This is a genomic window from Sulfurimonas sp. NWX367 (assembly GCF_039667065.1).
In the GTDB taxonomy this organism is placed as follows: domain Bacteria; phylum Campylobacterota; class Campylobacteria; order Campylobacterales; family Sulfurimonadaceae; genus Sulfurimonas; species Sulfurimonas hydrogeniphila.
On record NZ_JALCZM010000002.1, the window covers coordinates 299,706 to 324,313 of the forward strand.

At 36.3% G+C, this 24,608-nt stretch carries 22 protein-coding genes and 1 tRNA gene; 16 read left to right on the top strand and 7 right to left on the bottom strand.

Going from position 1 to position 24,608, the window contains the following annotated elements; translation table 11 throughout:
* Nucleotides 1-68: 68 nt before the first annotated feature.
* Together MNY28_RS06150 and MNY28_RS06155 are read right to left on the bottom strand one after the other, a co-directional pair.
* Nucleotides 69-353 carry an XRE family transcriptional regulator gene (locus MNY28_RS06150; RefSeq protein ID WP_346389227.1) on the bottom strand — a complete coding sequence of 95 codons (285 nt, stop codon included), beginning with the start codon at nucleotides 351-353 and terminating at the stop codon, nucleotides 69-71.
* Nucleotides 344-685 carry a type II toxin-antitoxin system RelE/ParE family toxin gene (locus tag MNY28_RS06155; RefSeq protein WP_346389228.1) on the bottom strand — a complete coding sequence of 114 codons (342 nt, stop codon included), beginning with the start codon at nucleotides 683-685 and terminating at the stop codon, nucleotides 344-346. Before MNY28_RS06155 ends, MNY28_RS06150 begins: the two co-directional genes overlap by 10 nt.
* 189 nt (nucleotides 686-874) lie before the next feature.
* On the opposite strand from MNY28_RS06155, the gene MNY28_RS06160 reads away from it, so the two are divergent.
* Together MNY28_RS06160 and MNY28_RS06165 are read left to right on the top strand one after the other, a co-directional pair.
* Nucleotides 875-1,120: a type II toxin-antitoxin system prevent-host-death family antitoxin gene (locus MNY28_RS06160; RefSeq protein WP_346389229.1), complete on the top strand. Its 246-nt coding sequence runs from the start codon at nucleotides 875-877 to the stop codon at nucleotides 1,118-1,120.
* A gap of 2 nt (nucleotides 1,121-1,122) precedes the next feature.
* Complete coding sequence (locus MNY28_RS06165; RefSeq protein ID WP_346389230.1) at nucleotides 1,123-1,383, top strand: Txe/YoeB family addiction module toxin; 261 nt, start codon at nucleotides 1,123-1,125, stop codon at nucleotides 1,381-1,383.
* A gap of 45 nt (nucleotides 1,384-1,428) precedes the next feature.
* Here the strand turns inward: MNY28_RS06165 and MNY28_RS06170 are convergent, their stop codons facing one another.
* Together MNY28_RS06170 and MNY28_RS06175 are read right to left on the bottom strand one after the other, a co-directional pair.
* On the bottom strand, nucleotides 1,429-1,833 hold the full coding sequence (locus MNY28_RS06170) for a DUF86 domain-containing protein (protein WP_151901180.1): 405 nt from the start codon (nucleotides 1,831-1,833) through the stop codon (nucleotides 1,429-1,431).
* Entirely contained in the window at nucleotides 1,823-2,185 is a 363-nt protein-coding gene (locus tag MNY28_RS06175; protein WP_346389231.1) for a nucleotidyltransferase domain-containing protein, read from the bottom strand. Before MNY28_RS06175 ends, MNY28_RS06170 begins: the two co-directional genes overlap by 11 nt.
* A 248-nt stretch (nucleotides 2,186-2,433) precedes the next feature.
* On the opposite strand from MNY28_RS06175, the gene MNY28_RS06180 reads away from it, so the two are divergent.
* On the top strand, nucleotides 2,434-3,684 hold the full coding sequence (locus tag MNY28_RS06180) for a DUF4214 domain-containing protein (protein ID WP_346389232.1): 1,251 nt from the start codon (nucleotides 2,434-2,436) through the stop codon (nucleotides 3,682-3,684).
* Here the strand turns inward: MNY28_RS06180 and MNY28_RS06185 are convergent.
* On the bottom strand, nucleotides 3,679-6,030 hold the full coding sequence (locus MNY28_RS06185) for an HD domain-containing phosphohydrolase (protein ID WP_151901178.1): 2,352 nt from the start codon (nucleotides 6,028-6,030) through the stop codon (nucleotides 3,679-3,681). The two genes, MNY28_RS06180 and MNY28_RS06185, sit on opposite strands and share 6 nt — an antisense overlap.
* A gap of 15 nt (nucleotides 6,031-6,045) precedes the next feature.
* Nucleotides 6,046-8,208, bottom strand: coding sequence for an adenylate/guanylate cyclase domain-containing protein (locus MNY28_RS06190; RefSeq protein WP_346389233.1), 2,163 nt, complete (start codon nucleotides 8,206-8,208; stop codon nucleotides 6,046-6,048).
* Between the two features lie 71 nt (nucleotides 8,209-8,279).
* Here MNY28_RS06190 and MNY28_RS06195 point away from each other — a divergent pair, with 71 nt between their 5' ends.
* The 3 genes from MNY28_RS06195 to MNY28_RS06205 are packed head-to-tail and all read left to right on the top strand — an operon-like array spanning nucleotide 8,280 to nucleotide 12,437.
* Nucleotides 8,280-9,446 (top strand): hypothetical protein, encoded by a 1,167-nt coding sequence (locus tag MNY28_RS06195; protein WP_346389234.1) that lies wholly within the window; start codon nucleotides 8,280-8,282, stop codon nucleotides 9,444-9,446.
* Nucleotides 9,447-9,458: 12 nt separating this feature from the next.
* The gene (locus MNY28_RS06200; protein WP_346389235.1) at nucleotides 9,459-10,979 is read left to right on the top strand and encodes a FecR family protein; all 1,521 of its coding nucleotides are present in this window, start codon (nucleotides 9,459-9,461) and stop codon (nucleotides 10,977-10,979) included.
* 27 nt (nucleotides 10,980-11,006) lie between these two features.
* Nucleotides 11,007-12,437 (top strand): DUF4214 domain-containing protein, encoded by a 1,431-nt coding sequence (locus MNY28_RS06205; protein WP_346389236.1) that lies wholly within the window; start codon nucleotides 11,007-11,009, stop codon nucleotides 12,435-12,437.
* A 2-nt stretch (nucleotides 12,438-12,439) separates the two neighbouring features.
* On the opposite strand, the gene MNY28_RS06210 is transcribed toward MNY28_RS06205, so the two are convergent.
* Nucleotides 12,440-12,516: transfer RNA gene (locus MNY28_RS06210), tRNA-Thr, on the bottom strand.
* Between the two features lie 79 nt (nucleotides 12,517-12,595).
* Between MNY28_RS06210 and MNY28_RS06215 the strand changes: the two genes are divergently transcribed.
* From MNY28_RS06215 to MNY28_RS06260, 10 genes are all read left to right on the top strand, one after another.
* The gene (locus MNY28_RS06215) at nucleotides 12,596-13,051 is read left to right on the top strand and encodes a hypothetical protein (protein ID WP_346389237.1); all 456 of its coding nucleotides are present in this window, start codon (nucleotides 12,596-12,598) and stop codon (nucleotides 13,049-13,051) included.
* A 109-nt stretch (nucleotides 13,052-13,160) separates the two neighbouring features.
* Nucleotides 13,161-14,552, top strand: coding sequence for a SapC family protein (locus MNY28_RS06220; protein ID WP_346389238.1), 1,392 nt, complete (start codon nucleotides 13,161-13,163; stop codon nucleotides 14,550-14,552).
* A gap of 17 nt (nucleotides 14,553-14,569) precedes the next feature.
* On the top strand, nucleotides 14,570-16,369 hold the full coding sequence (locus MNY28_RS06225) for a type I secretion system permease/ATPase (protein WP_151901171.1): 1,800 nt from the start codon (nucleotides 14,570-14,572) through the stop codon (nucleotides 16,367-16,369).
* A gap of 14 nt (nucleotides 16,370-16,383) precedes the next feature.
* A complete protein-coding gene (locus MNY28_RS06230) occupies nucleotides 16,384-17,679 on the top strand; it encodes an HlyD family type I secretion periplasmic adaptor subunit (RefSeq protein WP_346389239.1) in 1,296 nt (431 codons plus the stop codon).
* Nucleotides 17,669-18,958 carry a TolC family protein gene (locus MNY28_RS06235; protein WP_151901169.1) on the top strand — a complete coding sequence of 430 codons (1,290 nt, stop codon included), beginning with the start codon at nucleotides 17,669-17,671 and terminating at the stop codon, nucleotides 18,956-18,958. The genes MNY28_RS06230 and MNY28_RS06235 overlap by 11 nt, the downstream gene beginning before the upstream one ends.
* A 2-nt stretch (nucleotides 18,959-18,960) precedes the next feature.
* On the top strand, nucleotides 18,961-19,998 hold the full coding sequence (gmd, locus tag MNY28_RS06240; RefSeq protein WP_223176099.1) for a GDP-mannose 4,6-dehydratase: 1,038 nt from the start codon (nucleotides 18,961-18,963) through the stop codon (nucleotides 19,996-19,998).
* A 3-nt stretch (nucleotides 19,999-20,001) separates the two neighbouring features.
* Complete coding sequence (locus MNY28_RS06245; protein WP_346389240.1) at nucleotides 20,002-20,880, top strand: NAD-dependent epimerase/dehydratase family protein; 879 nt, start codon at nucleotides 20,002-20,004, stop codon at nucleotides 20,878-20,880.
* A gap of 153 nt (nucleotides 20,881-21,033) precedes the next feature.
* Complete coding sequence (locus MNY28_RS06250; protein WP_346389241.1) at nucleotides 21,034-22,125, top strand: glycosyltransferase; 1,092 nt, start codon at nucleotides 21,034-21,036, stop codon at nucleotides 22,123-22,125.
* On the top strand, nucleotides 22,122-23,414 hold the full coding sequence (locus MNY28_RS06255) for an exopolysaccharide biosynthesis polyprenyl glycosylphosphotransferase (protein WP_346389242.1): 1,293 nt from the start codon (nucleotides 22,122-22,124) through the stop codon (nucleotides 23,412-23,414). Before MNY28_RS06250 ends, MNY28_RS06255 begins: the two co-directional genes overlap by 4 nt.
* Nucleotides 23,411-24,604 (top strand): O-antigen ligase family protein, encoded by a 1,194-nt coding sequence (locus MNY28_RS06260; protein ID WP_346389243.1) that lies wholly within the window; start codon nucleotides 23,411-23,413, stop codon nucleotides 24,602-24,604. The genes MNY28_RS06255 and MNY28_RS06260 overlap by 4 nt, the downstream gene beginning before the upstream one ends.
* Nucleotides 24,605-24,608 lie beyond the last annotated feature (4 nt).

Sequence of the window (24,608 nt, forward strand, 5' to 3'; positions counted from 1 at the left end):
CATCATTAAATAAAAAGGTGCCAGGCGCCATTTTAAGGCACCATTTTGCCATTTTGATTTTGTTGGCTTTAAACAATAGCTATATCTAACCTTTTCCCAAGTGCAGATGTAGCTGATTCTAGTGTTTGCAGTGTCATAGAATGGTTTTGAGGGTTTAACAACCTATCTACAACTGCTCTACTTGTGTTCATAAGTTTAGCCATTTTTGTTTTTGTTATTTTTTGAGCTTCCATCTCTTGCTTTATTTGATATGCTATTATTCTTTTTATAGCTGTTGTTTCAGCATCTACAAGTATATCTTCCTCTTTTAAAAACTCATCAAAATCACTTTTCATATTTGGTTTTAATTCCATTTTATCTCCTTTGCTCTTTTAAGTGCTAAATCAATCTCATTTTTAGGTGTTTTTTGACTTTTTTTTATAAAACCATTCAATAAGATCATATACTCATGCTCAACAGTAAAAATAATTCTTGCTATTCTTTTATCGGTTATATTACTTCTTACTTCATATAATTTGCTCTCAAGCCTTATGCATACAGGCATACCAATAGGAAAACCATATTCTACTGTCTTTATATCATCACCCACTATTTTTCTATCTTCTTTACTTAAACTTAATAGCCATTCTCGTACTGGCTTATTTCCATTAGCAGATATATAAAATAGTGAAGTAATTTTTTTCATAATCACATTGTATCAAAAAAGATACATTTTATCAAGAAAAGGTGCCAGTCAGGCACCATTTTAATGCCATTTAAGGTGCCATTTAAGGTGCCAGGCACCATTTTGAGGCACCATTTTGTGCATGAGAAACATTGACATATCATATATCCTTTAGCTATAATGACAACATATTGACAAAAGGAGTTTTTCATGCAAGCTGTATTTTATTCACAAGCAAGAAATAATCTCAGAAGTATTATAGATAAGGTCTGTGATGACTTTGATGAGTACATAATTACTACAAAAAATAACAAGTCTGCTGTCATCATGTCATATGATGAATATAGTTCCCTGAAAGAAACTCTGTATCTATTGGGTTCAAAAAACAATAGAGATAGACTGAACGATGCTGTTGAGCAGATTGAAAACAGTGAATTCATTACAAAAGAAATTTAAATATGCTTATAGGGTTTGCTGATAAAGGCTGGGAAGATTATCAGTACTGGGTACAAAATGATAAAAAAGTATTAAAAAGAATCAATACACTCCTTGAAGATATCAAAAGAAATCCTGATGATTCAAACGGGCTTGGAAAACCCGAGAGACTGAAGGAAAATTATCAAGGCTATTTTTCAAGAAGAATAACATCTGAACATAGACTGGTTTATAAAATCATCAATGGATTTATTGTAATAGCACAGTGCAGGTATCACTACTAAAAAGAAAAGATGCCATAAAAAAGGTGCCAGGCACCATTGTGTGCATCAAATATTTTCAATATAAGAAATATATTGTTCAATATCATCTAATTTATTTAATATTTCATCGCATATAAAAGCATAGTCTATCTTTTCATAATCATGTGCTAAAAAATTTCTAAAAGAAGCGATTTTTGCAAAATTGTATGCAAATTCTCTCGGGATAATTCCATGTTCTCCAAGTATATCTATAGCTTGGTAATAGCTTTGAGGATTAGGTAAAGATTTACTTTTTATAACCATTTCTGCAAGTGAGATAGAACCGTCACTCACTAAATACAAATAATGCAAAACAGCACCCTCAAACATAGCATCTTTTAAAAATCTCTCTTTGCAATCTGTTTTATAACTTTGTAAAAGTCCTATATAGTACTTAAGCTTTGCAATCTTTGCATCAATTTTATGCTGCATTTATGTACCTTTTAAAAGCTTTAAAATCCAATATTTGATGTTGTTTTTTGAGTTCAAAATCAAATCTTTGTTGGGAGTCTTTGAGAATAATGCCGTCTTTGAGTATATTTTCCAATAAAAAAATATTTTTCACCCTGTTTAAAATAACTATATCTACATTTTTATTGAGGCGTTTGGAGAGTTTATAAGTAATATCAAGCTGTGTGTCAAACGAAGTATCTTGCAAATAAAGTGCTATGTCAACATCACTCTCATCTGTTTGTTCATCTGTACTATAAGAACCAAACAAATAAGCAAAAACGACACTATCCATTGAAGCCAACTCTTCTGTCACCTCGTCCAATATATCCAACTTTATATTCCTTTTTTTGGCTTTATTATAGCATAAAATGATATTTAAATGAAAAAAAGGTGCCAGGCACTATTGTGCAACTGTCAAACGAACTGCTAACAATTTGCTAACACTTTTTTATTATAATATCATTGACAAAAACAGAATTTGCCGGCATGCCAGGTTCTGTTTTTGTGATGTTTAAGGAATAGTTGCATAAAAGTATGTTAGAATTATAATTGATAATTAAAAAAAACAAAGGAAAACAAATGTTAAACAGAACTCAGGTTGAAGATGAAATAAGCGGATTGTACTTGACAACAATAGGCAGAGCGGCAGACAGTGCGGGTGTTGCATACTGGACGGATCAGGTAATGAATGGAAATATGAGTGTTGCAGAAGTTGGACAAAGCTTTTTTGATCAACCTGAAGTACAAGCCAAATATGACGGTTTGGATACAACAGCATTTGTTTCTGCTGTGTATGAAAATGTTCTGGGTCGTCCTGCTGATACAGCGGGATTAGACTACTGGGTAGAACAGCTTGATGGTGGGGCATTCTCGCAAGACCGTTTTATCGAAGCTGTCAATAACGGTGCAACAGGGGATGATGCTCTGAGACTTGAAAACATGAAAATCGTTGGGTATGATTATATGAAAAAGGTAGGTGACGATATTGATCTGGCTTCAAGTGTTCTTGATGGTATAAGCGCTGATCCTCAAAGTAAAGCAGAAGCTTTGGCACTGATTGATTATTATAATGCAAACAAAGACAGTATTGCAACTACAGATGCGGATAGTATTGCGCAGTGGAAAGATGATGCTGCTTTTAGCACGTTTGAAAATCATTATGCAGAAATTGGACCAGATGTGATTGATTTGAATTTTTTACACCAGGATGCAGATGTTATTGCAGCAACACAAATAATGTATGCCGAATACGACACTCCAGAGACAGTAGAAGATATAGAAGAAGTGACAACTATAACAGATGAAGTGCTACCAGGAGAGCCTGTCGCAGCAGCTTTTGAATTTACCACAGACTGGCTTAACGGGAAAACTCTTTATAATGAAGATGCATATGCAGATGGTTCACCTGGAAGTTTCAATATAATAGCAGAAGAATATATCTTGGCATTTACAGACAGTTCTCTTTCTTTGACTGATGGTTCCTTTCAGGCGGATTATACTATTGATGATGGGGGTATAATTGAATTTTATGATGCAAATGAGAATATGACAAACTATGTCAAAGCGACTCATGTCTTTACAGATGCAAACGGAAATATGGAAGCATTGGCTCTGGCATGGAATGATACACTTGAGCAAACTCTGTCACAAAGTTATGAAGCAACTGGCTGGCATGACTACTCTTACTTTGTTCTTGATCAGGCAAATGTAGAGGAATATGCCGGTATGGCGTATTCTGCTTTGGAAGAAGCAACCGCAGCAGTTGCAGAGGCAGAATTAAATGGTGTTGTTTCTGATACACAGGAGATAGATGCCACAGCTACATTATAAATCACTAAAATCCAGTTCTACTTCATCTATACTGCTTTTTGGTAAAAATTTTTTGGCATATTCTTTGTAAAGTCCCGAGGTGTAAAAGTATTTGACAAGATTTTTGTCGAGTTCATTCTCTTTTGCCATAAAGTATAAAATTTTCATCGCAAGGGAGAGAGGATTGGCTTTTTTGTATGGCCGGTCACTTGCTGTAAGTGCTTCAAAAATATCGGCAATGGCAAGGATGCGGGCTTCAAAAGATATTTCATCTCCTTTGAGCCCTCTGGGGTAGCCTTTACCATTAAGTTTTTCATGATGACTGCCGGCAATTTCGGGTATGTTTTTATATTTTTGAGGAAAAGGCAGTTTTTTTAAGATTTCAAGGCTGATTTTTGCATGGTCATTTATAATCTGTCTTTCTTCTTTTGTCAATGTTCCTTTGCGTATACTCAGGTTATAGGCTTCATCTTTTGTCAGCACCTTGTATGCTTTATTGTTAATCTGATACACTTTGTCCGCCAACATTGTGAAAAGTGCCACATCCTCATCTGAGGTAAATCCGGCAGCCTTGTTACTCTCTTGTATTTTATCAAAATAGTTTTCTAGCTCTTTTACAGTGTCTTCAAAGGTTTTTTTATCTATTTCTTTTTTAAGACAGGCAATTTCATACTCTTTTTTTATCAAGGCTATACGTGCTTCTATCATATAAACTCTGTCATAAATTGTTTCAAGTTTTGTGGCTTTGTCCACAATCTGTTCAGGTGTGGCAAGTTTGCCTATGTCATGCATCAGCGCTGCAAAATTTATCTCTTGTAGCTGTTCTTTTGTGTAGGTTTTGTTTTGAAAGATTTGATTCTCTTTGTTTACGGCATTTGCAAGCATTAAGGAAAGCTGTACCATCCGTTTTATATGTCCGGCAGTGTAGGGGGATTTTTTTCCTACAGCATAAATAATGCTCTTTAAAAAAGCTTCAAGCAGATTTTCAAGCCCTGCTATGAGTTTTACTTTTGTGATGGCAACGGCAGCCTGTGATGCGAGTGAGAGTGTAATCTGTTCATCATGTTTGTTAAAAGAAACAACTGTGTCATTGAACAAATCGAGTTTGTTGATAAGCTGTAAGACTCCGATTATTTTGTTTTCATGGTCACGCAAAGGAATAACAAGCATAGATTTGGAACGGTAACCGGTTGATTTGTCAAAGGCTTTTGTTCCCTCAAAAGAAAAACCTTCCGCTTCGTAGACATCTTGGATGTTGATGACTTTGCCCTCAAGTGCACACATAACCGCAACCATTTTTTTATTTGGACTGCCGTCTTCAAGATGCATAGGCAGAGGGGGCCATGTGATGGCAGCACTCTCCCCTCCCATTTTTATGCCGAGAGAGTCTGTCTGTGCTACAGTAAAATGGAGTTTGTCATTTTTTAGCAGATAAAGCGTTCCTCCGTCGGCCTCTGTTATCTCTCTGGTATATTTGACAATATTCTCTAAAAGTTTGTTAATGTTTTGTTCATAAGAGAGTGCTATGCCTATTTTATTCAGTTTTTCTATTTTATGTTCCGCAGAATCAAGAGATCTTCGTTTTATGCCTTTTTTGTAAGTAATGATATCTCCGTCATGAATGATATCTTTTTTCCCTATGCCTATAGCATGGAGTTCTTTTTCTATGAGATCTTTATACATCGGTTTTATGTGGTTAATATATATTTTGATGTCCTTGCGCTGCAAATACTGCATATCATCATGCAAAAACTGACTTGTAAGATGTTTACTCTCCTGTGCAACCTTTGAAAGTGCATTTGGAAAAGAGACATCAATGATAAGCGCGTGTATGTTGGGATGCTTATTAATGTATTTCCAAAGTTTTTCATTTTTAAATGTATCTGCAGAGTAAAAAAGTGCATCTTCTCCCTGTTCGATGATATAACCATAACAGGGAATCGAGTGTACAGAAGCAAAAGGAGTGAGGCTGATATTGTTCTCAATTGTATATTTTTTATTTTCTTCGATGGCTACAAAGGCAAGGGAAGGTTTGTTTGTCCCGGGGATATTGATTTTTGTAAAATCAGGCCAGATGTCATTGTTGAAAATATTTTTATGCACTATCTGCAGGCTTGTCGGATGTCCGTAGAGTGTTAATGTTTCTTTGCGGGTTTCAAAAAAACTGTCAAGTAAAAAGGCAATGTCCACTATATGATCCAAATGGGAATGTGAAAGAAATACAGTATGAATCTCTTTGGCTTTTTCATTTAAAGAGTGCATGATATTTCCGGCATCTATGAGTGTGTGATTGCCCAACTGTATACAGGTAGTATAAGAATCATTACTGACACTGCCGCCAGCACCTAAAAATTTTATACCTTGCATTGCAAAAGCTCCTTTTTATTTGTTTGTAAATGTAAAAACACCGTCAAAATCTTTTGGTCTGTTGTGTATATAATATTCACACCTTTCTATATATATGGTATAAAGTTTTTGGACGTTTGCATTGTTAAGCCGGGTAAACAACTTTTTTGCCTCTTTAAAATGACTGTTTTTGTACAATTTTAAAGCTTCTGTATAGATTCTAGTATCATTTTCATTAAAATTCACCCAGTGTTTTTCTTTGTATCCCATACATTCATAGATTGTAACCGGTTTGTTTTTGCCTTTTACCCGAACGGTATCAAGTTCTCTCAAGAAGTAGTTGTCTTTCTTGAGCATTTTTTTTGTATATTCACTCAGTATGATTTTACTTGCATAGACTTTGCACAATCCCTCTGCCCGCGATGCCAGGTTGACAGAATCTCCTATACAGGTGTAATCACTTCTTCCTATGGAACCCATTTCTCCGACAACACTGACACCTGTATTGATGCCTATACCTATATTTATATTTGGTTTTTTTTCTTTGCTGAGTTTTATATTTAATGTCTCAAGCCGTAGAATCTGTTCTATTGCAGACTGCAGGGCTTTATCCGGATGATCTTGCACATCTGTGGGTGCATTCCAGTATGCCATGATGGCATCACCTATAAATTTGTCGACAGTACCTTTATATTTTGTGATAATATCCACCATAGGGGTCATATATTCGTTTAGGAGGTTTATAAGACTTTTTGCAGAATCCATTTTTTCAGATATAGAGGTAAAGTCTCTTATATCACTGAAAAGTATGGTTATCTCTTTTTCTTTGACATCAAAAGTATCCGAGTCTGCATTTGCAATGAGTTCTTCAACAACGGCTGGAGAAACTTTTGTGGCGAATTTTTGTTTGATTCTCTCTTTCTGTCTGGATTCAAGGAAGTAGTTGACAGCTTCTCCAATAACAAACAAAAAACTGATGCCTACCAAAGGAAACAGAGTATTGATAAGCAGTCCCTTTTCAGTCATGGTATAGTAGTGCATAAAGAGCAGTCCTGTGATGAAAAGAGTTAAAAATGTAAAACTGAGCATAGCATTCGGGATAAGCAGCAGCCCGAATGCTATGCTCAAAGAGAGAAATATATCAACTATGTCAAAACCGATAATCCATGAGGGACGGGCAAGAAATTCCTGGTTGAGTATGTTGTCAATTGCTGTTGCATGGACTTCAACACCAGGGTAAACACTGTCAAAAGGCGTGCTTCTGAGGTCAAGCAGTCCGGCTGCTGTTGTTCCGACAAGTACAATTTTTCCGGCTATCTCTTTTGGATCAATTTTATTTGCATAAATATCACAGGCAGAGATATATTTGTATTTGTGCTGTCTTCCTCTGTAATTGATTATCATTCTTCCAAATCTGTCGGTAGGAATAGTGATTTTACCTATACGAATGGATTCTACTCCTTTTTTATAATAATTGATAACAACTTTTCTCTCCCCAAGTGCCAATCTTGTAAGCTCCAGGCTTAAAGAGGGGTAGAGCAGACCACGGTACTCCATAATCATAGGAATACTTCTCACCACACCGTCTTCATCCGGTATGGTATTAAAATATCCACTGGAATAAGCGGCATTTTTAATGACAGGGATATTTACAATGGCCCTGTAAGGTTTAATCAGAGAAGATTTTTCCGGTTTGTTTTTTTCTATAATAATTGCAGTTGTTTTTGGAAGGGTTTCTCTTTTTTCCAGGGTATCATTTTTCAGTGCAAAAACATAGCCCGTAACAGTAGGTGATGCAGCAATTGTTTCTGCCAAAATTTTATCATAATCTTCTGCTGCTATATTTTTCAAACCAAGCTTCTGCAGCACAAGTTTTGGAGAACTGTTGTCTTTTTCTGCAAACACAATATCCAAACCGATAATACCTGCACCGTATTGTGTCAGATGCTCTAAAATCGTAGCAATTTTGTTTCTGCTCCATGGCCACTGTCCGAGTTGTTGAAGACTTTTTTCATCAATATCAACAATAACTATACGATCATCTGCTGTTTTGTCTCCTCTTGCAAGAAACATTACATCATTGAGTTTATTTTCAAACAGCGAAAAGAAGGAAGGGTATTTTAAATAGGCAAACATGGATATAAGTGTAATATTGACAAAAATGAAAAGCTGCATCAATATTTTTTTATATTTGTTCATACATGAATGATAACATATTTTAAGGAAAATCAATTTAAAGTATACTATACTTTAAAAAAAGGAATTAAAACATGCGATTTATATATATTTTATTATTTGCAACTGTTCAGCTTTTTGCTTCTGTGTTTTCAGATGCAGTGACCCTGTATAAAGAAGAGAATTTTGTGCAGGCATATGAAAAATTTTATATATTACATGTAAAGGAACCTGAAAATGAAAAAGTAATACTCTATCTGGCAAAATCTTTATACAATCTGGGAGAACTTCAAGACGCCAAAAAACTTTTTTTGATTTTAAAAAAAGCCGAATTTAAAAAAGAGGCACAATATTATCTTAAACAAATCGATCGAACAAAACGACTGCATAAATATTTTGTCCTTTTGTCTGCAGGGACAACATATGACAGCAACATCAGAAACAATACCTATGAACCTGTTACAAGTTATAACTCGATTATTTTAAGCAATGACACAAATGCTGTAAGTGATATCTTTATAGACAAACTTGTTTATTTCTCCCATACTTATACAATGCCGGACTACCCGTTTACAACATGGGAAGACAGTGTTTTGCTTTTTCACAGGAATGGTTTAAAATACTCTGATCAAAATATGTTGTATACTTCTCTTGCAAGCGGACCTGCTGTACATAAAAACGGATATACTCTTAGCCCGCAGATACTTCTAAATGATTTAAATTATGCCGCACGGCATTATATGTACACATATGGTCTGGGCGTGAAACTTTCAAAAGTGTTTTTTCAACGTTTGCGGACGAAAATGGATATTGCCTTTAAAAAAGATAAATTTGTTCATGATGAAGATAAAACAAAAAATGACAATATAGCTTTGTATAAACTCTTTGCAATGTATAATCTCACAACACAGACTGCTGTAAAATGTACTGTGGCATACCAAAAAATAAGAAAAGAATTCGGAAACAGAACAGATATCAGTCGAGATGAATATATATTTGAAACAGGCTACAGCAGAACATTTATAAAAAAATATGCTTTTGCTGTAGATGCAAAATATGAAAAGAGACATTTTATCGATCATGATGTCAGTTTGGGAGAAAGAGAAGACAGAAGAAAAACGTATGGGACAACAGTCTCAAGAAGTTTTTACAAAGTATATAATCTTTCTTTGAAATACAATTATATAAAAAACGAGTCAACAATCAGTGCTTTTGCCTATAAAAAGAATACACTGAGCCTCATGTTGTCCCGGCATTTTTAAAAAGGAATCATTATGAAGATTTTTAAAATAGTTTTGTTAATTTTGACATGTACGGTTGGGGTACATGGGAGTATAGGTTCTTTTGCTCTGCTCAAAGGAGATGTCCATATTTTGCGAGACAACAGATCTGTTAAAGCCTTTGAATCTCTTCCAATAGAGCGTAAAGATATAATAAGCACGGCTAAAAATTCTTTGGCAAAAATTGTTTTTAAAGATGACACAGTTATTACTCTTGGTGAAAAAACAATTTTTAAAACAGAGGAATATTTTTTTGATACTGCGCAGGAATCAAAAGCAGACTTTAAAGTCAGCAGAGGATTTTTCAGGGTTATAACGGGAAAAATAGGAAAAATAGCACAGGAACGTTTTCATCTCAAAACAAGAAATGCCACAATCGGTATCAGAGGAACAGTTTTTGAAGGAACAACAGGGGAAAACGGAGATTTCATACAGTGTATTGAGCATGCAATTGTTGTGTGTGCTTCAGGAAGCTGCCAGGATGTACAGGCAGGAGAGTATACTTTTGTTCCTGTCGGAGAAGCACCGCAGGAACCAAAAACAGCAAAAGAACAGAAAAAAAGTGTGTCTGTTGCAACACAAGAGGTAAAAGTAAGCAAAAGTGTCAATACAGCTGTAAGTGCAAATACAGAGAGTGCAATACAGCAAACCGGTAATTTTAACCAAAATTCTGTTGCAACTGCAGTGACGAATGAACTTGAAACACAAATAGATACAGCAAAAAGTCTGGCACTGGAATATGAACAGACTGCTCTTCAGGCAAAAGAAAATGCATTGCAGGCGGCACAGGCAGCAACAGAAGCTGCAAACAGTGCCAACGAAGCCTTTAGCAGAATTGTAGAGGCAAAAGAGAATGTTACAGCTTATGAAATCAGTGCGTATGAGGCTGCACAGGCAGCAGCGGATGCAGCTGCACAGGCGGCAGCGGATGCGGCAAGAGAATCAGCGGCTGCAACAGCGGCCGCAACAGCACAAGCACAGTCAGAGAGCGCACAGAATACAGCAAATGATATACATCAGCTGACACAGGATGTGACAAATATAGAAACTTTGGCATCTGAAGAGTTAAATACTGCCAGAAATCAGGCAGATATAGCAACACAAAAATCAAATGAGACTCTCTTGGAAGCGACACAGACAAGTTTGAACGCTCAAAGTGCACAAACAGAAAACAGTCTCAGTCAAATTAATATTTTAAAAGATGCAGCAAAAGAACACTCAGATCTGGCTGTATCGCTCTCTGAAGATGCTCAGACAGCGAGTGATAAAGCTGTTGCTGCAAATCTTAATGTGCAACTATATAAAGAGCAGGCAGTGCAGATAGAAAGTGATGCCGCTGCCAAACTTACTCAGGTGCAGAATGCACAAAGTACAGCCGAGGATGCGGCGACGCAGGCAAAAGAGGAAGCAGATGCTGCCGCTGCTGCAAGAGCTGCCGCTGCTGCCGCTGCTTCCAATCCTGGTCCCGACACTGGCCCAGGGAGCGGTACCGGCGATCAGGAAATTTCGTATTAGTTAGTATAAAGCCGGTATAATACTGTTATGACTACACAAGAATTGGTTGATGGTTTAATATATGGTGACAAATGGGACAAAACAACGGTTTCTTTCTCCTTTAAGAGTTCAAGACTCAGTTATGAACTTGCTGCAGATTATGAAGGCAGTGTCACAGTATCAGAAGCACTCAAAAATGCTGCTTTTAAAATATTTGATTATATTGCTACTCTTATAAATCTAGATTTTATATATGATGCAAGCGGAGTAGGAGATATAGTCATATCTGAAAAAAATATGTCAGATTCGACAACTCTCGGATATGCCTACACTCCTTATTCTAATGTGAAAAGCCCTTCTGGAGATATTTATATTTCTGCAGCTTTTAATGATGAGGATTTTAGCTATGGAGGGCTTGGTTATTCTGCATTGATGCATGAAATAGGGCATGCTCTCGGACTAAGCCATCCTTTTGGAGACGGTTTTTACCCAGGTGTAGATATACATGATACCGATATGTCCTATAATCCTTATAACGGCATCAATACTTTTACTTCCTATCAGGCAGCAGATATTAAGGCATTACAGACTATATATGGTGTGAAAGAGGATACAGGCGATACCTTGTATGATTTAAATGCGTTGCTTTACAGCCAGAAGATATATGGTAACTTTCAGACAACAGGGAATATCGCAACTATTTATGATTTTGGAGGGAATGATACAATTTCACTTGAATCTCTCAGTGCATCAGGGAATGAATATATTGATATAAATCCGGGTGCACAAAGTATCATTACAAATGGTCAGGTGAAACACTATCTGGCATTAACTGAAGATACTTATATAGAAAATATTGTCGGAAGTCAATCTTCTGATACAATTGTTCTCAATTCTCTCAATAACAACGTAGATGCAGGGAATGGGTATGATACTGTGTATGAAGAAGGTATTACCTGGGTGCCGAGAGTGGATTATTTTAACAATACTATTGTAGTAGCGGGAGTAGATACCGGTTTTGATGTGCTTACAAACGTAGAAGCACTTTATATTGACAGCGTTGCAGTAAACCTTACTGCCTACCAAAGAAGTACTGTTTTTTATACTCAAAGCAGTGAAGCGGCTATAGGAAGACTTTACCTTGCTGTTTTGGACAGGGTTGCAGACAGCGCCGGTTTAAACTACTGGGTAAATAACCTTAACAACGGACAGAGTATTAACGATATTGCAAACTCTTTTGTACTTTCTGCTGAGTTTAGCTCTTTGTACGGTGTTTCACAGACAAATGCAGAATTTATAAATTCTCTGTATGAAAATGTTTTGTTTCGAAGCGCAGATACCGACGGTTTACTCTATTGGGAAGAAGCAATGAACAAGGGATTTACACAGGCTGATGTGGTTGTAGGGTTTTCAAATTCGCAGGAGTTTATTGATTTGACAGGTATTTATTTTCAGGATAATACTATGGTCGTGATATAAAATGGTGCCGACACGAGGATTTGAACCCCGGGCCTGCTGATTACAAATCAGCTGCTCTAGCCAACTGAGCTATGTCGGCAAATATTGTAGAAGCAGAATAATATCTAAAAAACCTTGAGCAAAGCTAAAACCAGTGAAAAAAAGATATAATTTGCGTTATGAAAAAAACAGTAACTGCACAAACATTTACACCAATTTATGATGTGGTAGAAGACCGGATACGCTTTGTCATTAATTATGAAGACATACACAACCGAATAGATTTTATGATTACAAGAAATTTTATTTTAGATCTGATTCCGACTGCCCAAGAGTTTCTTGAAAAACATTTTTCTCTTGATACTCCGATCCGGACAATAGAGGAAAATAAAAATTCTGCTGTATCAGCACGGACAGAAACTGACGGAGTCAATCTTGAGCTTTATAGAACAAAAGAAGAGTTGCTTATGGAAGTAAACTTTACCTTACAGACAAAAAATGAGATAAAAATATCATTGGCATCTCAAAATATTCTTGCAACAGCAGTTGTAGATGCTTTTGTTATGCAGGAGATATTTCATGTTTTAAAAAGTGCGATACCAAATATTAACTGGGGAATTGCAGAAAATTTTTAAATCACTATGGCACCAATTATTTAAAATAAAAACAGTGTCGGAGTGATTTAATAAACAATAAAGTTTTATTCTACTACAATGCATTCTGAGAATAAATCAAGGAATTTGCTTGGCACGGAAAACCAGAGTTTTTGTAGAGAATTTATCACAGCATGTACTTTTAAAGAGTATCAATGATATGGTGCTTTTTAAGGACAGTGATGATTATACGGTATTTATGAACATAGTAAAAGAGCTCTCAGCAGATAATTTACTGCATATTCATGCCTACAGCTTGCTTAGTCAGTGTTTTGAATTTCTGGCTACTCCGGCAGCACCTGATACTTTGCCAAAGTTTATGCAGAGTTTGGGACGAAGATATGTCGGTTACTATAATAAAAAATACCAGCGCAGTGGCACACTGTGGGAAGGAAGATATAAAGCTTCTCTTGTAGAGGACAAATCTTTTTTATTTGATGTCATGATATACATTGAACAATTGGCTGGGAAAAATCATTCTTTTAGCAGTATAGGTAAAAACCTTTACAGTAGAGAAGACAGTATTGTAAGTTATCATCCAATGTATAAAGAATTGGGCTATACAGATGAAAAAAGGGTTGAAGCGTATGCAAAACTTTTTAATGAACAAAAAGATGAAAAAAAGATTTCTTTTATCAAACATTCTCTGGAAAAACAAAGTATAACAGCAACTCCTGAATTTATAAAAGAATTAGAATCACTTGTCGGAATGACACTGGCTTCAAAAAGTCGAGGTCGTCCAAAAAAACAAACCAAAGAAAAAAGGAAAACCATGTATAAAAATTTAGTAGTCTTAGACAAAGAAAAACACAAAGACCTTAAAATAGCGGCAATGGAAAATTTAAACTTTGCAAAACAGAGTGCTTTTATTCCTGTTTTAGCCAGTGAAGTGGCAACAGTAGGCTCGAATTTTCCTGTAGTTTTCAGTGCGGATGAAAATCCTTCACTTATTGCGCTTGTATCACTTGGCGGTGACTCTTTGGCAATTAATGAAGAAGGAAAATGGATTACACAGTATGTTCCGTCGTTTTTGAGAAAATATCCGTTTGCTTTGGCAAGTACGAAAGAAAATCCGGAGCAAAAGGTCATTCTCATAGATGAAGAATCACCGCTTGTTTCAAAATCAAAAGGCAAACAGCTTTTTAAAAAAAGCGGTGAGCAGTCAGAACTGTTGACACATGCCATAGAATTTTTGACAAATCATGAAAACCAGGCAGTGATTACAGCCAATGTTGCCAAAGTGATTAGTCAAAGCGGTATTCTTGAAGAGAGAGAAATTTCTGTAGGTGAAGGTGATGAGAAAAAAGTTCTTGTGAACGGATTTAAAGTGGTCGACCGAGAAAAACTCAATGCACTGAGTGATGACATATTGGCAGACTGGGTAAGAAAAGGTATTATTACTTTGATAGATGCACATTTGGAATCACTCAAACACATAGAAACGCTTTTTAAACTTACAATGCAAAAACAAAATATAGCCTAATAATCGGATGAGAAACAATGAATAAAAAACAATCAAAAAACAGTGAAGCAGCATTATCGTTGGCTGAAATACTTAAAAAGTCTAAAAATGCTTTTGTGCATGCGGGTCTTTTCAGCATGTTTATAAACCTGTTGATGCTTTTACCGTCAATATATATGTTGCTGGTATATGATAAAGTTATGGTGAGCCGAAGCATGGATACGCTGATTTTGCTGACTGTTTTAGTGACAGGATTGTTTTTTGTTCTTGGCGCACTGCAAATGATTCGTTCACGAATACTTGTTCGGGTGGGGAATAAAATAGATCTGGATATGAATACAAAACTTTTTGACACTATTTTTGAAACAGCACGGTTAAAACCCGGACAGGTTTCTTCTTTGCCGATGAGTGATCTGACAAAATTGAGACAGTATTTGACGGGACAGGGGATTTTTGCCCTTTTTGATGTGCCATGGTTTCCTTTTTATCTTTTTGTAATGTATCTGTTTAGTCCTTTTCTTGCAGGATTTACAATTTTTGCTGCTTTGGTTATTGTTATAATTACCATCATAAATGAAAGAAGTACAAAAAAAGATCTTGAAGAAGCCAACAAACTCTCAAACAAGGCAAATTTTTATATCAACAAAAATATACAAAATGCAGAAATTATTCATGCCATGGGGATGCAGGAAGATATTAAAAAAAGATGGTACAGACAGCATATAAAATTTTTGCATACACAGTCACGAGCAAGTGACAATGCGGGAAAATGGTCCAATCTGAGTAAAACACTGCGACAGTTGTTTCAGTCATTAACTTACGGTATCGGTGCTTATCTGGCTATTAACGGAGATATTTCTGCCGGTACAATTATTGCGGGGGCTGTGTTGCTTGGGCGTGCTTTGGCACCGCTTGATTTGCTTATAGGTTCATGGAAAGGTTTTGCGGATGCAAAAATTGCCTATAAAAGACTTGATGCCCTGCTCAAAGATTACCAGGAAGAAAAAGAAACTACTGAACTGCCTGCACCTAAAGGGCATATTACAACAGAAAATATTATTGTTATTCCTCCGATGGCAAAACTTCCGGTGCTCAAGGGAATTAACATTGATATACCGCAGGGCATTACCGTAGGTATCATAGGGGCAAGCGGCAGTGGAAAAACGACATTTGCAAAAGCCATCTTGGGTGTCTGGCCTATCCAAAGCGGTGTAGCAAGAATTGACGGAGCTGATATTCATCAGTGGGACAGTCAGAAACTTGGAAAATATATAGGCTATTTACCACAGGATATAGAACTTTTTGAGGGAACAATTGCGGAAAATATAGCCAGACTTGGCGAAGTAGATGATAAAAAAGTTGTTGCAGCCGCGCAAATGGCCGGTGTTCATGAAATGATACTTAAACTTCCAAATGGCTATGATACTCCAATAGGCAATGGCGGCGTCGGACTTTCAGGCGGACAAAAACAAAGAATAGCACTGGCACGTGCTGTATACAACAACCCGGTACTTGTAGTACTGGATGAGCCAAACTCAAATCTTGATGCCGAAGGAGAGATGGCGTTGAATAACACCATTTTACACCTAAAAAGTATAGGCTCAACAGTCCTGGTTATCTCCCATAAGATGGATATTTTAAAGGTAACTGACAGAGTAGCACTTTTCGGCGGAGGTACACTGCAGATGTATGGTCCGACAAATGATGTTTTGGCAAAACTTAATGAACAGGCAGCAGCAAAAGCACAACAGGCAAAACAGCAGGCACAGACAAAAACACAAGCAGCAGGCAAACAGACAGCTATGCCAAAAGTTTCGTTAAGCAAACCGCAAAAGTAATGAAGGATAAGAGTATGCAAAAAAATCAAGAACATGAGTTACCACCACACGATACAGCAAAAGTAATCAAGTATGGCCTGTTTATACTGCTGTTAATGGTTGCGTTGCTGGTATGGGCAGCATTTAATCCGCTTGAAACATCTGTGGTTGCTCCGGGAAAAGTTTCTGCGGGAGTTTATAAAAAAACTGTTCAAAATCAGTATGGCGGTACAATAAAAAAGATTTATATAAATAATGGTGACAAGGTACAAAAAGGTGATCTTCTTATCAAACTGGATGATGTGGAAATAAAGTCAAAACTTGCTATCGCAAAAGCGAAATATCAAGAAACCATTGCGCTTGTAGCTCGACTCGAAGCACAGAAAGAGGCAAGAGAAAAGATAGATTTTCCAAAAGAGCTGCAAAATCAAAATGCACGAAGTACTCAACTGAAAATATTTAATGTAACGCATAAAAGCAACAACAAAGAGAGAGAAATTACCAAAAACAGAATAACTGAACTTGAAAATCAGATGAGCAGTCTCTCTTCAATGGTAGCAAGTAAAAAACAAAACCTGGAGGCTGTTGCCGAAGAAATAAAAGAACAAAAAGAACTTTTTAAAGAACGGCTTGTAAGCAATGAACAAATACGAAAACTGCAAAAAACATACAACAGTTTACAGGGTGAAATTCTCAGTAACTCTTTTGATATGGCAAAACTGAAAGAACAGATAGTCGAAGCAAAAAATCAGCAGTTGTTAAGAGAAAAAAAGTTTCAGCAGGAAATATTGGAAAAATATGCAAAAGCCAAATCGGATGAAGCAGATTTGCGGTCTCAAATCATTGCTTATGAGGATAAGCTGCGCAAAACAAATATCAATGCACCCATCAGTGGAACAGTGGTTGGTCTGAATATACATACAGTAGGCGGTGTTATAAAACCGGGAGAAGAAATTTTAAGTATTGTGCCTCAAAATGAACACCTGATTGTAGAAGCACAGATTCAGACAAAAGATATCGACAAAGTACATAGAGGGCTTGAAGCAACATTGAAGTTTCCGGCATTTAATGTCGCACAGCTTGACATAGTAAAAGGGAAAGTTATTTATGTTTCGGCAGACAGTTTTACGGAAAAAAGAAATGGCACATCCTACTATATTGTGAAAATAGAAGTTACAGATGCGGGGAAAAAAGAGTTGGAAAGTAAATCAATAGTACTTTTACCGGGGATGCCTGCTGAAGCAATGATAAATATAGGACAAAGAACTTTTTTAAGTTATATTGTCAAGCCTTTTAGAGATATGCTCGGGAGAAGTTTCAATGAAGAATAAAATATATGCAGGTATATTGCTTTTTATTGTTGCAGGTTCCCTAAATGCAGAAGTGCTGACCTTTTCGAGGGCCTACAATCTGGCTTTGGAAAATTCACATGCAGTCAAGTCATCAAGTTACATGTATCAGTCAGAAATACAAAAGCTAAAAGAGGAAAAATCTGCTCTTTATCCGCATTTGAATCTTTCTGCATCATATAAAAAGGCGAGATACTATGCTACGGATGTCAGCAAACAGACGGTAGCAAACTATGCACTCTCTTTAAAGCAAAGTATATATAATGCAGGAACTTATGCGAGAATCAATCTTCAAAAGCAGCGTGAAAAATATGCTGATATTGATGTAAAACAGAAAAAAATAGCATTGACACAGGATACAATGCAAGCATATCTTGATGCCATGCGTTCTGATGCAAAAATAAAACTTTTAGAGTCCCAGATAGCATACACCCGTTCTATGCAGACAAAAATACAAAAACAGTTTGTGATGAGACTTTCAGACAAAGTAGATTTGTTAGAGATGCAGGTAGAATATAATTCGGCAAAAATAGAGCTGGATAAAGAAAAAAAAACATATAAAACGTATGTGCAAAAACTGCAAGAATACACAGGGAAAAAGAGTATTGAAATACCACAAATAAAGTTACACAAAGATATGCAGCCCCTTTTGTACGATATGCAAAGAGCTGCGAGCGGTCAGGTAGAATCTGTGGATGTAAAACAATCAAATATAGTGCTTAAAATGAAAGAGTATGAAATTAAACAGGCAAAAGCAGGGTATTATCCCAAAATAGACCTGGATGTAGTCTATTCTAAATCTGATATGAATTCTCTGACAATTCAAGATCCTTTTGTGAAAACAGAGTATGCAGTAGTGAGTTTAAGTATGCCATTGTATGACGGTGGATACAATTCCGCTGCTGTTGAAGTGGCAAAACTGATAAAGCAGGCAGCTTATGAAGACTTGCAAAATACAAAAAAAGAGGTCAATATGAAGTATGAAAATGCGCGTTCTCTTTTTTACTCTTCTATGGACTCTGTGAGTCTGTATGCCGAAGCACTGAAGTCTGCACAGCAGTACATTGATGCGGTAAAGATAAAATATGACAGAGGTTTGAGCAGTATTATTGAGTATAACAAAGCAAAACAAAAACTCTATAATATACGCTATAAATATATCAATAACTTGTATGATATGCTACAATCCTATATAAAGATTTTGGCTGATACAAATAATATGAAAAACATTGAAATACTGGATAGATTTTTAAAGGACTGATTTTGAAGAAAAAAGCAATTGTAACAGGAATTACAGGGCAGGACGGCGCTTATTTGGCAGAGTTGCTACTCCAAAAGGGCTATGAAGTGTATGGAACATATAGACGTGTATCGTCTGTCAACTTTTGGAGAATAGAAGATTTGGGAATCGAGAATCATCCGAATCTGCATTTGATTGAATATGATTTGACAGATCAGGCAAACAGTATCCGAATGGTAGCTGAGATTAAGCCGGACGAAATCTACAATCTTGCGGCACAGAGTTTTGTAGGTGTTTCTTTTGAGCAGCCTCTTGCAACTGCACATATCACAGGACTTGGGTGTGTGCATCTGCTTGAGGCAATTCGTATCGTAGATAAAAGTATAAAATTTTATCAGGCGAGTACTTCTGAAATGTTTGGAGAAGTTCAGGAGATTCCACAGACAGAAACGACACCATTGCATCCAAGAAGCCCTTACGGTGTGGCAAAACAGTATGCGCACTGGATGACAATCAACTATAGAGAATCCTATAATATCTTTGGCAGTTGTGGCATTTTGTTTAATCATGAATCTCCTTTAAGAGGACTTGAATTTGTAACAAGAAAAATCACAGATGCAGTTGCAAAAATAAAACTTGCAAAACTGGAGTGCCTGGAGCTTGGAAATATGGATGCAAAACGGGATTGGGGGTATGCGAAAGATTATGTCGAGGGAATGTACCTGATGCTGCAGGCAGAGCAGCCGGATACTTTTGTGCTGGCAACAAACAGAACAGAAACAGTCAGAGATTTTGTTACCATGGCATTCAAAGCAGCAGATATTGAGCTTGAGTTTCAGGGAGATGGAGAAAATGAGGTGGCAATTGACAAAGCAACAGGTAAAACTGTTGTTCGTGTAAATCCGAAATTTTACAGACCGGCTGAGGTGGATTTGCTCATAGGTGATCCTCAAAAAGCAAAAAACATACTTGGATGGGAACCAAAAACAACACTCGAAGAGCTTTGCATGATGATGGTTGCAGAGGATTTAAAACGCAATAAAACAGGTTTCAAGTTTTAAAGAATGAAAAAAGTTTTAATAACAGGCAGTGACAGTTTTACAGGAAAACATTTGGCACACTATCTTGAGAAACATGGGTATGATGTTTATGGAACTTCTCTCTTTCACGAGAATGAAAAACAGTTTCAGTGTGACATAACCGACAAAAATGCCATTGAAAAAGTTTTGCAGGCTGTGCAGCCTGAGTATTTGATTCATCTTTCGGGTATCTCTTTTAGTGCACACGGCAACAGTGAAGATTTTTATAAAGTAAATACTGTCGGAACAACAAATATTTTAGAAGCCTTATGTCAACTTGATACAAAACCTGAAAAAGTAATACTGGCAGGCAGTGCAACAGTCTATGGCAATCAGGGTATTGGCGTTTTGGACGAGTCTTTATGTCCAAAGCCTGTAAACCATTACGGTGCGAGCAAATACGCTATGGAGTGTCTGGCACAAAACTATTTTGAAAAATTACCCCTTATCATAACCCGTCCTTTTAACTATACAGGAACAGGGCAGGCAGAAAATTTTTTAATACCAAAAATAGTCAGTCACTTTAAAGCGGGCAAAAAGAGTATAGAACTCGGCAACTTACATGTAAGGCGTGAATTTAACGATGTCAGTTTTGTGTGTGAAGTATACAAAAGGCTTTTGGAATCCGAAAAAAAATCCGAAATACTCAATATATGTTCCGGAAGAGGAATAAAGCTTTTGGATGCTATAGCAATGATGAATAAAATTGCCGGATATGAAATTGAAGTCAGAATAAACCCTGCTTTCGTCAGAAAAAATGAAATCGAATCTTTAACAGGTTCTGCAGAAAAACTTTTTTCTGTTGTTGGTACAGTACAACAAAAAGAGTTTGAAGATACTTTGCGAGATATGTTTGAATCCTAAAATATTAGTTGACGCTGTTGCATTGCTTTCTCCGTTAGAAATTTTAGGGGATTAAAAAATGCTTATTGACAAAGGTTTGCAAAGAGTAAAACAGTTTACATGGGAAAAATCGGCAAAAGAGCATCTGTCAGTTTTCAAAGAGGTACTAAAGCAGTGAAAACAGCAATAGTACATGACTGGCTGGTAACAGATGCCGGTGCAGAGAAAGTTTTGCAAGCTGTTTTGGAGATATATCCAGATGCCGATATTTTTAGTCTGGTGGATTTTTTGGATGAAAAGGAGAGAAAAAATGTGTTACACGGCAAATATGCGTACACTTCTTTTATACAAAAATTTCCCTTTGCAAAAAAACATTTTCGTAACTATTTGCCACTTTTTCCGGCCGCAATTGAAAGTTTTGATCTGCAAAAGTATGATCTTGTCATCAGTAGTTCCTGGGCAGTTGCCAAAGGCATCAAAAAGAGTAAAAACCAAATGCATATCTCCTATTGCTATACGCCTGTTCGGTATGCCTGGGATTTATATGATGAATATACAGGAAGCTTGAAACAGCCAAAAAAGTTTTTGGTGCAGGCAGTTTTGCAATACATTCGCAGGTGGGATCTCAAAACACTGAATCGAGTCGATTACTTTATAGCCGATTCAAAATTTGTACAGCAGAGAATCAAAAGAATTTATAGCAGAGATTCTGTTGTAATATACCCTCCGGTAGATGTAGAGACTTTTACTTTGTGTCAAAACAAAGAGAATTTTTATTTGAGTGCTTCAAGACTGGTACCGTATAAAAAAACAAAACTGATAGTAGAGGCATTCAATGCCATGCCTGACAAAAAACTTGTTGTGATAGGTGAGGGAGAAGAGTACAGTGCCATAAAAAAAATCGCAAAACCCAATATAATACTTCTTGGCTACCAGGAAAAACCGATACTAAAAGAGTACATGCAAAAAGCAAAAGCTTTTGTATATGCGGCGGTAGAGGACTTTGGCATTGTTCCTGTAGAGGCACAGGCATGCGGAACGCCTGTGATTGCTTTAGATGAGGGTGGTACGCATGAAACAGTTTGTGAGGGTATTACCGGCATCCATTTTAAAAAACAAACAGTTTTGGATATAATTGAAGCAGTAGAGCGTTTTGAAAATATGGGCTTTGATGCAAAGCTTATATCCAAACATGCACAGATTTTTAATAAAAAAAGATTTAAAACAGAATTTCAAACTTTTGTAGAAAAAAAGCTGGCAAAATGAAAACTTACATCTCCAATATGATAATTATTAGTATTGATTTGCTTGCTTTGACAGTGCTGTTTTACATCACTGCTTTTTTCTTTCCTCACTCCGAAGAAATTGCTTTGGGGGATTTTTTGTTTATTATGTTTATTATTTTTATTTTATTTGTATATGAAAAAATTTATACGCTCCATTATGATTTTTGGCAGGAAACCTATAAAATTTTAAAGTCCCTTGTTTTGGCATTTTTTCTGGTGATGGCGATATTGGCACTTTTAAAAACTTCTTTTGCGTATTCAAAAATATTTATTACTACCTACTTTTTTTTGGGTCTTTTTTTACTGCCGGTGGTAAAACGGCTGGAAAAAAGAGTTCTTTATTCGTTTGACTGCTTTAAAAAAAATGTTTTGCTGCTGGGGAATACGGTACAAATCAGAACACTAAAAAAAGAGTTTCAAAAAAACTGGTATTTGGGAATGAAAACAAATAAGAGATTTTATGATATTGTGATTATTCCTTCAAAGGGTATGAACCCCCAGGAGATGGACAACACCATCACCAAATATCTCAATGAAAAAAGTGCTGTTTATGTTGTTCCCTATGTGACAAGTATTGATTTCGCAAATTCCGTGATTATGGATTATACCAATGTTCGGGTAAATACCATTCGTATAGAGAACAAACTGCTTTTAAAGCAAAATGTATATATAAAGTATATTTTTGATTATCTCCTGGCATTTGCAGTATTGCCGATATTTCTGTCTGTGCATTTTTTTGTCGCTTTGGCTGTTTTATTGGAATCGAAAGGAAAAATCTTTTTTAAACAGGAGCGGTTAGGGAAAAATAACAAAATTTTTAAATGCTACAAGTACAGAACAATGTATGAAAACTCTGATGCACTGTTGCAACAGTATCTTACAGAACATCCCGAAGAGATTGCCTACTATGAAAAATATCATAAATATAAAAATGATCCGCGTATAACAAAAGTAGGGAAATTTTTACGAAGCAGTTCTCTTGATGAACTGCCTCAGGTTTTGAATGTGTTGCAAGGGGAGATGAGCTTTGTCGGACCCAGACCGTATATGCTCAGTGAAGCAGAAAAACTTGGAAAACTGCGAGAACTTATTTTAAAAGTAAAACCCGGCATTACCGGGTTATGGCAGGTAAGCGGCAGGAATAATTTGACATTCAGACAAAGAAGCGAACTGGAAGTCTGGTATATCAAAAACTGGTCTCTGTGGGCTGATCTTGTAATTTTGGTCAAAACGGTAAAAGTTGTTTTAGCAAAAGTTGGTGCTAAATGACAAACAGGTATATCAATTATTTAATTATTCTTTATGCATTCAGTTTTCCGGTATCAAAAGCAGCTGTGAACATTTTAGAAGCAGTCATACTGCTTTTGTGGATATACGAGGGAAACTGGAAAGAAAAACTGAGACTTTTACAGTCGAGTCTCTTTATCAGAGTGTTGGGACTGTTTCTGCTTTACAGTCTGCTGTCTGTTATGTGGGCGTCAGATACCGAATTCGCATTGCAATATATCGGAAAATACCATCATTTTTTATTGATACCTGTGGTATATACTGCATTGCAAAAGAGATACATTCCTTATGTTTTTTCAGCTTTTGTACTCAGTGTGTTTGTGAGTGAACTGATGTCCTATGGCATTTTTTTTCATCTTTTTACCTATAAAGGGGCAACAGCCCAGTTCCCGACACCGTTTATGCACCATATTACCTATAGTGTGATTTTGGCGTTCACAGGTACAATTCTGCTTACAAATGTATTTACAGCAAAAGAGTATAAATACAAATTTTTTAATATACTCTTTTTTATTACGGTCACTGTAAATTTATTTATCAACGGCGGAAGAACAGGACAGATTGCTTTTATGGCTTTGATGGCACTGTTGCCTTTTTTATTGATAAAGCATAAAATAAAAGCGGCTGTTTTGGCTTTTTCTATTATATTTATAAGTTTTTTTCTTGCCTATACATACTCCGATAATTTTACTGTACGGATAGATCAGTTTAAAAAGGGAGTGACAAAAATATTTAATAACGATGACTATACAGACCAGGGAGGTATGCGGGCTGCCTTGTGGATAGTCGGGGCAGACCTGTTTATGCAGCATCCAGTAACAGGAACGGGAATAGGCAATGCAATGAAAGAGGCAAATTTGGTGGCTTCCCAGCACGGCTTTAAGCATAGAAACATGAACGAATTTGCTGATTATCACAATATGTTTCTCAATGAAGCAGTAGAACTTGGCAGTATTGGTCTGTTGCTTGTTCTTTTTATGCTGTATGCCCTGTTGAGACTTAAATTTGCAACACAACAATACTTTATACTCAATACTATGTTTGTATTGAGTTTTATCATTTTTTCAATGACACATAACACATTGCATCTAATGAATCCCATGGTCTTTTTTGCTTTGTTCAGCGGTCTTTTTTTAGGAATATCAAGAATAGAAAATCATCAGAAAGGATAAATTT

Bases quoted from the DNA above. Each gene is read 5' to 3' on its own strand.
- MNY28_RS06205 (WP_346389236.1), top strand. From the start codon at position 11,007: ATGACTACACAAGAATTGGTTGATGGTTTAATATATGGTGACAAATGG.
- MNY28_RS06230 (WP_346389239.1), top strand. From the start codon at position 16,384: ATGCAAAAAAATCAAGAACATGAGTTACCACCACACGATACAGCAAAA.
- MNY28_RS06155 (WP_346389228.1), bottom strand. From the start codon at position 685: ATGAAAAAAATTACTTCACTATTTTATATATCTGCTAATGGAAATAAG.
- MNY28_RS06200 (WP_346389235.1), top strand. From the start codon at position 9,459: ATGAAGATTTTTAAAATAGTTTTGTTAATTTTGACATGTACGGTTGGG.
- MNY28_RS06235 (WP_151901169.1), top strand. From the start codon at position 17,669: ATGAAGAATAAAATATATGCAGGTATATTGCTTTTTATTGTTGCAGGT.
- MNY28_RS06260 (WP_346389243.1), top strand. From the start codon at position 23,411: ATGACAAACAGGTATATCAATTATTTAATTATTCTTTATGCATTCAGT.
- MNY28_RS06195 (WP_346389234.1), top strand. From the start codon at position 8,280: ATGCGATTTATATATATTTTATTATTTGCAACTGTTCAGCTTTTTGCT.
- MNY28_RS06150 (WP_346389227.1), bottom strand. From the start codon at position 353: ATGGAATTAAAACCAAATATGAAAAGTGATTTTGATGAGTTTTTAAAA.
- MNY28_RS06170 (WP_151901180.1), bottom strand. From the start codon at position 1,833: ATGCAGCATAAAATTGATGCAAAGATTGCAAAGCTTAAGTACTATATA.
- MNY28_RS06180 (WP_346389232.1), top strand. From the start codon at position 2,434: ATGTTAAACAGAACTCAGGTTGAAGATGAAATAAGCGGATTGTACTTG.
- MNY28_RS06245 (WP_346389240.1), top strand. From the start codon at position 20,002: ATGAAAAAAGTTTTAATAACAGGCAGTGACAGTTTTACAGGAAAACAT.
- MNY28_RS06165 (WP_346389230.1), top strand. From the start codon at position 1,123: ATGCTTATAGGGTTTGCTGATAAAGGCTGGGAAGATTATCAGTACTGG.
- MNY28_RS06255 (WP_346389242.1), top strand. From the start codon at position 22,122: ATGAAAACTTACATCTCCAATATGATAATTATTAGTATTGATTTGCTT.
- MNY28_RS06160 (WP_346389229.1), top strand. From the start codon at position 875: ATGCAAGCTGTATTTTATTCACAAGCAAGAAATAATCTCAGAAGTATT.
- MNY28_RS06190 (WP_346389233.1), bottom strand. From the start codon at position 8,208: ATGAACAAATATAAAAAAATATTGATGCAGCTTTTCATTTTTGTCAAT.
- MNY28_RS06215 (WP_346389237.1), top strand. From the start codon at position 12,596: ATGAAAAAAACAGTAACTGCACAAACATTTACACCAATTTATGATGTG.
- MNY28_RS06185 (WP_151901178.1), bottom strand. From the start codon at position 6,030: ATGCAAGGTATAAAATTTTTAGGTGCTGGCGGCAGTGTCAGTAATGAT.
- MNY28_RS06225 (WP_151901171.1), top strand. From the start codon at position 14,570: ATGAATAAAAAACAATCAAAAAACAGTGAAGCAGCATTATCGTTGGCT.